This window comes from Arthrobacter sp. A2-55 (genome assembly GCF_025548615.1).
Taxonomy (GTDB): Bacteria; Actinomycetota; Actinomycetes; order Actinomycetales; family Micrococcaceae; genus Specibacter; species Specibacter silviterrae.
Genome location: NZ_JAJLOZ010000119.1, coordinates 1 through 6,292, shown reverse-complemented (window position 1 = coordinate 6,292; position 6,292 = coordinate 1). Strand labels below are relative to the sequence as shown.

7 protein-coding genes are annotated in these 6,292 nt (G+C 67.8%); all 7 read left to right on the top strand.

What is annotated here, in order from left to right:
• Positions 1-15: 15 nt before the first annotated feature.
• The 7 genes from LPN03_RS20305 to LPN03_RS20275 all read left to right on the top strand — a co-directional run bounded on the left by LPN03_RS20305 (position 16) and on the right by LPN03_RS20275 (position 6,130).
• Positions 16-513 (top strand): GNAT family N-acetyltransferase, encoded by a 498-nt coding sequence (locus LPN03_RS20305; RefSeq protein ID WP_165180153.1) that lies wholly within the window; start codon positions 16-18, stop codon positions 511-513.
• 72 nt (positions 514-585) lie between these two features.
• Positions 586-882 (top strand): Asp-tRNA(Asn)/Glu-tRNA(Gln) amidotransferase subunit GatC, encoded by a 297-nt coding sequence (gene gatC, locus LPN03_RS20300; protein ID WP_165180152.1) that lies wholly within the window; start codon positions 586-588, stop codon positions 880-882.
• 3 nt (positions 883-885) lie between these two features.
• Positions 886-2,445 (top strand): Asp-tRNA(Asn)/Glu-tRNA(Gln) amidotransferase subunit GatA, encoded by a 1,560-nt coding sequence (gatA, locus tag LPN03_RS20295; RefSeq protein ID WP_262455696.1) that lies wholly within the window; start codon positions 886-888, stop codon positions 2,443-2,445.
• On the top strand, positions 2,445-3,953 hold the full coding sequence (gene gatB, locus LPN03_RS20290) for an Asp-tRNA(Asn)/Glu-tRNA(Gln) amidotransferase subunit GatB (protein ID WP_262455695.1): 1,509 nt from the start codon (positions 2,445-2,447) through the stop codon (positions 3,951-3,953). The genes gatA and gatB overlap by 1 nt, the downstream gene beginning before the upstream one ends.
• Positions 3,954-4,098: 145 nt before the next feature.
• A complete protein-coding gene (locus LPN03_RS20285; RefSeq protein ID WP_262455694.1) occupies positions 4,099-4,254 on the top strand; it encodes a hypothetical protein in 156 nt (51 codons plus the stop codon).
• An 89-nt stretch (positions 4,255-4,343) separates the two neighbouring features.
• On the top strand, positions 4,344-5,183 hold the full coding sequence (locus LPN03_RS20280) for a hypothetical protein (RefSeq protein WP_262455693.1): 840 nt from the start codon (positions 4,344-4,346) through the stop codon (positions 5,181-5,183).
• A complete protein-coding gene (locus LPN03_RS20275) occupies positions 5,180-6,130 on the top strand; it encodes a phosphotransferase family protein (RefSeq protein ID WP_262455692.1) in 951 nt (316 codons plus the stop codon). Before LPN03_RS20280 ends, LPN03_RS20275 begins: the two co-directional genes overlap by 4 nt.
• Positions 6,131-6,292 lie beyond the last annotated feature (162 nt).

Here is a 6,292-nt window from a genome sequence, read left to right as displayed (position 1 = left end):
GAGAACCAAGACCGCATGAATGTTTCCGTCCGCCCCGCCACCGCTGAAGACTACGACGCCGTTGCCCGCATCACCGCCGACGCCTACCTGGGTGCGGGGTACTTTGACAGCGTTGCCCACCCGTACGTGCAAAAGATTCTGCGCGTGGCGGAGCGGGCGGCAGTGGCTCCGGTGATTGTGGCCGAGCGCGACGGCGTGGTGGTTGGCTCCGCCACGCTGGCCGTCAACGGGGACGAATGGGCGGACATCGCGCTGCCCGGGGAGCTGGAATTCCGGCTGCTGGTGGTGGACCCGAAGGTGCAGCGCAGCGGGGCGGGGGCGGCGATGGTGGGGGCCATCCTGGAGCGGGCCAGGCACACCGAAGGGATCCGCGCCGTGAGCCTGACCACGGGGGATGACTGGCACGGCGCCCATGCGCTCTACCGCAAGCTTGGCTTCACCCGCGTGCCGGAGCGCGACTGGCCCATCCCGGAAAACGGCAAGATGCTGCGGGTGTACCGGATGGAGCTCTAGCCGGATTTATCCCCGCCCACGGGCGACTAAGCTGGTGGGGACACAATTTTTCTTTTTCTGCAGGGGAGATCCATGGCTGCGATCAACCGTGAGGACGTGGCGCACTTGGCGCAACTGGCTCACATCGAGATGAGTGACGACGAACTGGACCGCATGGCCAATGAACTGGCAGTGATCGTGGATTCGGTGAAAAGCGTCAGCGAGGCTGCCGGGGACGACATTCCCGCCACGTCCCACCCGATCCCGCTGACCAATGTGATGCGCGAGGACGTGGTGGGCCATGTGCTCACCGCTGAAGAGGCCCTTTCCGGCGCCCCCGACGCCCAGGACGGCCGCTTCAAGGTCCCCGCCATTTTGGAGGAGAGCTAATCCATGAGTGCAACTGACCTGATCCGTTTCAGCGCCGCCGACATGGCAGCCAAGCTGGCCGCGGGTGAAATCACTTCCGTGCAGCTGGTCCAGGCCCACCTGGACCGCATTGCGGCCGTCGACGGCGGCGACCGTGGCGTCAACGCGTTCCTGCACGTCAATGCCGAGGAGGCGCTGGCCGTTGCGGCCGACGTCGACGCGCGGCGCGCCGCGGGTGAGCAACTCCACGAACTGGCCGGCGTGCCGATCGCCGTCAAGGACCTCATCGTGACGAAGGGCCAGCCCACCACGGCCGGCTCCAAGATCCTCGAGGGCTGGATGAGCCCCTATGACGCCACCGTGGTGAAGAAGCTCCGCGCCGCCCGCATGCCCATCCTCGGCAAGACAAACCTTGACGAATTTGCCATGGGCTCCTCCACGGAGCATTCCGCCTACGGCCCCACCCGCAACCCGTGGGACCTGGACCGCATTCCCGGTGGTTCCGGCGGTGGCTCCGCGGCCGCCGTCGCCGCCTTCGAGGCGCCCCTGGCCCTGGGCACCGACACGGGCGGCTCCATCCGCCAGCCCGGCGCCGTCACCGGCACGGTGGGCGTGAAGCCCACCTACGGTGCGGTTTCACGCTACGGCGCCATTGCCATGGCCTCCTCCCTGGACCAGATCGGGCCGGTCTCCCGGACCGTGCTGGACTCCGCCCTGCTGCAGGAAGTCATTGGCGGGCACGACCCCTTCGACTCCACCTCGCTGACGGACCCCTCCACCGGCCTGGCCGACGCCGCCCGCCTGGGCAACGTTGCCGGCATGAAGATCGGCATCATCAAGGAACTGCACGGCGAGGGCTACCAGGCCGGCGTCGAAAACCGCTTCAACGAATCCCTGGAGCTGCTCCGCGGCGCGGGTGCCGAAATCATTGAGGTCTCCTGCCCCAACTTCGGCTACGCGCTTGGTGCCTACTACCTGATCATGCCGTCCGAGGCGTCCTCCAACCTGGCCAAGTTCGACGGCGTCCGCTTCGGCTTGCGCACGCTGCCCACCGAGGGCCCGCTCACCATCGAGCGCGTCATGGGCGCCACCCGTGCCGCCGGCTTCGGCGACGAGGTCAAGCGCCGCATCATCCTGGGCACCTACGCCCTTTCCGCCGGCTACTACGACGCCTACTACGGCTCGGCCCAGAAGGTGCGCACCTTGATTCAGCGCGACTTCGCCGCCGCGTTTGCGCAGGTGGACGTGCTGATTTCCCCGACGGCGCCCACCACGGCGTTCAAGCTGGGGGAGAAGCTTAACGACCCGCTCGCCATGTACTTGAACGACGTCGCCACCATCCCGGCGAACATGGCCGGCGTCCCGGGCCTGACCCTGCCCGGCGGCCTGGCGGACGAGGACGGCCTGCCCGTGGGCATCCAGCTGCTGGCCCCGGCCCGCGAGGACGCCCGCCTGTACCGCGTGGGCGCCGTGCTGGAATCCCTGCTCGAGGCACAGTGGGGCGGCCCCATCCTGGACCAGGCGCCGCCGCTGGCCGAATCGGTGGTTGAGCATGTCGAGACCGCAGCCAAGGAGGCAAAATAATGAGCGTTGACACCATTTTGAGCTTCGACGAGGCCATGGAAAAGTACGATCCCGTCCTCGGCTTTGAGGTCCACGTGGAGCTGAACACCAAGACCAAGATGTTCTCCTCCGCGCCCAATGAATTTGGCGACGAGCCCAACACCAACGTCAACGAAGTGTGCCTGGGCCTGCCCGGCGTGCTGCCCGTGGTGAACAAAAAGGCCGTCGAGTCCTCGATCCTGATCGGCCTGGCGCTGAACTGCAAGATCGCCGAGCACTGCACCTTTGCCCGCAAGCAGTACTTCTACCCGGACACCCCCAAGAACTTCCAGACCTCCCAGTACGAAGACCCCATCTGCTACGACGGCTGGCTGGACATCGAGCTGGAGGACGGCGCCGTGTTCCGCGTGGAAATTGAGCGCGCGCACATGGAGGAAGACGCCGGAAAGCTGACGCACATGGGCGGGGCCACCGGCCGCATCCAGGGCGCCGATTTCTCCCTGGTGGACTACAACCGCTCCGGCGTGCCGCTGGTGGAAATTGTCACCAAGCCCATCGAAGGCGCCGGCTCACGGGCCCCGGAACTGGCCAAGGCGTACGTTGCGGCGGTCAGGGAAATCGTGAAGAACCTGGGCGTTTCCGACGCGAAGATGGAGCGCGGCAACGTCCGCTGCGACGCCAACGTCTCCCTGCGCCCGCACGGCCAGGAGAAATTCGGCACCCGCACCGAGACCAAGAACGTGAACTCGCTGCGCGCCGTCGAAAACGCCGTGAAGTTCGAGATCCAGCGCCACGCGGCCGTTTTGGATTCCGGCGTGCTTATCACGCAGGAAACCCGCCACTGGCACGAGGACACGAAGTCCACCACGTCCGGGCGGCCGAAGTCCGACGCCGACGACTACCGCTACTTCCCCGAACCGGACCTGGTCCCCATCGTCACCACCGCTGAGTGGGTTGAGGAACTGCGCTCCCGCCTGCCCGAGCCGCCGGCCGAGCGCCGCAAGCGCCTCCAGTCCGACTGGGGCTACACGGACCTCGAGTTCCGCGACGTGGTCAACGCCGGGCTCATGGACGAGATTGAGGAAACCGTTGCCGCGGGCGCCTCGGCCGCTGCCGCGCGCAAGTGGTGGATGGGCGAGATCGCCCGCCGCGCCAAGGTGGCCGACGTCGACCCGGCAGCACTGGGCGTCACGCCCGCCGTCGTGGTGGAGATCGAAAAGCTGATCGCCGCCGGCAGCATCAACGACAAGCTGGCCCGCCAGGTGCTCGACGGCGTTCTGGAAGGCGAAGGCACCCCCCCCGAGGTGGTCGCCAAGCGCGGCCTGGCCGTGGTGTCCGACGACGGCGCCCTGCAAACAGCCATCGACGAGGCCCTGGCCGCCCAGCCCGATGTTGCGGAGAAGATCCGCGGCGGCAAGGTCCAGGCCGTTGGCGCCATTGTGGGCGGTGTCATGAAGGCCACCCGCGGGCAGGCCGACGCCGGCCGCGTCCGGGAACTGATCCTCAAGACACTCGGCGTCGAAGGGTAGCTTCCTCGCCCGGTTTTCCTTGTGGCAGCGTTTCAATCCTTCGTCCGCCGTGCCAAGCCTCGGTGTAAACTCGCCACCATGAGCTTCCGAATCCCTTGCCTACCCTGCCCATCCGGGTGGGGAACGTCTCGGAAAGGAAGCCGCCATGGCTCATTCACCACACCGCCGCTACAGGGGCTGCACCATCTGCCGCCCGCACCAGTGGCACGGACAGGGGCGTCCCGCGAAGTCGCCCTGGGCCGTTAACCGCAAGATCGGTCGCAAGCGCCGCTGGGGACGCCGGGTCGGCGACAACGAATAGTGGCCGCGCCCGTCCGCGCTTTTTGCACCCCTACCAACGGGCGCGGAAAGCGGGGGCGGGCGCGGTTTTCCTTGTGGCAGGATGAAAGCATGAATCTTGCCTGGGAAACCCGTGCACGCGTGCTGTTTGAGGGCGATGCCCACGTCATGGAGGATGCGTGCGGGTTCAAGGGCCCCAACGCATGGGTCATTGACGGGGCCACGCCGCTGCTGGAACCGCTGGGGCTGCCGGCGTCGTCGGACCCGCAGTGGCTGGCCCAGGCCCTGACCATGATCCTCGCCGGGCCGGGCACCGACCTGGTGCGGACGGGCGTGCGGGCCAGGCTCGCCTCAGCGCTGGCCGCGGTGGACGCCGCGGCGATGCCGCTGGTCGGTGCCGAGCGGGTCCGCTTTCCCAGCGCCGCCATCTCCGTGGCGCAGCTCAACGCCGACGGGGTGGAGGTGGCCAGCCTGGCGGACTGCTCGGTGGTGGTGCGCACGGCCGGCGGCGCCATCCACCTGGTGCGCTCCGGTGACGCCAACGCCGCCGTCGACGCCGCGCTGGCGGCCCCGGCGCAGGAGCCGCCAGCGGCTGGTCCCGAGCAGGCCCGGCCTCCCGTGGACCCGGCCGAACGCCGCCGCCTGCTCATCCACGACCGGCAACTGCGCAACACCCAGGGACGGCTGTGGGTGGCCCGGCGCGAACCTGAAGCCGCAGACCATGCCCATGTGGTCCAGCTGGACCGGCCAGAGCTCATGGTGATGGCCACGGACGGTGCCTGGCGTGCCGTGGACCTGGGCCTGGTCAGCGGTCCGGAGGAGTTCCTGGAACGCACCGAGTCCACACTTGGCGCCCTGGGACTGATGCATGAACTGCGCGCCCGGCAGGCCGAAATCGGGGAGGTTGCCGATGACGCCTGCGTCCTCACCCTGGCACCGGCCACACCATGAATTCACGGATCGGCTGGTCCGAACTGCCGGCGTCAGTCCGCTCAGGCATTGAGGAAATCCTGGGTGGGCCGGTGGTGGAGGCTGCCACCCAGTCCGGAGGCTTTTCCCCGGGGACAGCGGACCGGGTGCGGCTGGCCTCGGGACGCCGGGCCTTCGTCAAGGCGGTCAGCGCGGACGTCAACGCCACGTCCGCCACGCTGCACCGGCGTGAGGCAGCCATCACCGCCTCCCTGCCGCCCGCCCTGCCCATGCCCCGCCTCCTTGGTACGTACGACGACGGCACTTGGGTTGCGCTGGCCCTCACCGACGTGGACGGCCGGCATCCGAGGGAACCCTGGCAGGAGGACGAGCTCGGCGTTGTGCTGCATACCCTGGCGGAGGTGGCCCGGGTGGAACTGCCTGCCGGGCTGGACCTTCCCCTGTACCAGGACTCGCTGCGCGGCGCATTCATGGGGTGGGAAAAGCTGCAGCGCAGGCCCATGGAGGGTCTGGACCCGTGGGCATTGGTGAATTTAGCGGAGTTGGTTGCGCTGGCCCGGGCAGGAGTGGAATGCCTGGCCGGCACTTCACTGGTCCACGGGGACTTGCGCACGGACAACATCCTGCTGACCGGTGGTCCGGGCGGGGACACGGGAGGTTCCCGGGCGGTGCTGGTTGACTGGCCGTGGGCCGCCGTCGGCGCATTCTGGGTGGATGCCCTGAGCGTGCTCATCAACGTCAAGTCCCTGGACCCGGACAGCCGCCCGGAAAGATTCCTGGACAGCCATCCGGCTTTTTCCGGTGTCCCCGCTGCAGCAATCAACGGGGTGCTGGCAGGGTTTGCGGGCTACTTCATGGACATGTCCCGCCGGCCAGACTCGCCCGGCATGCCCACGCTGCGGGCATTCCAGCGCAAGCAGGCCCGCGCGCTGATCGGGTGGCTCAAGCTCCGCCTCGACACGCCTTGACGCGCTAACCGCCCCTCCACCCCTCGCGAACCGGCACTTAACGTGGATGTTGCGCCGAAACATCCACGTTAAGTGCCGGTTCGCGGGAGGGGGCGGGAGGGGCAGGTGGTTCGAAATACTCAATATGAGTGATTGAGATTCGTAATGCCACTTTACGATCGC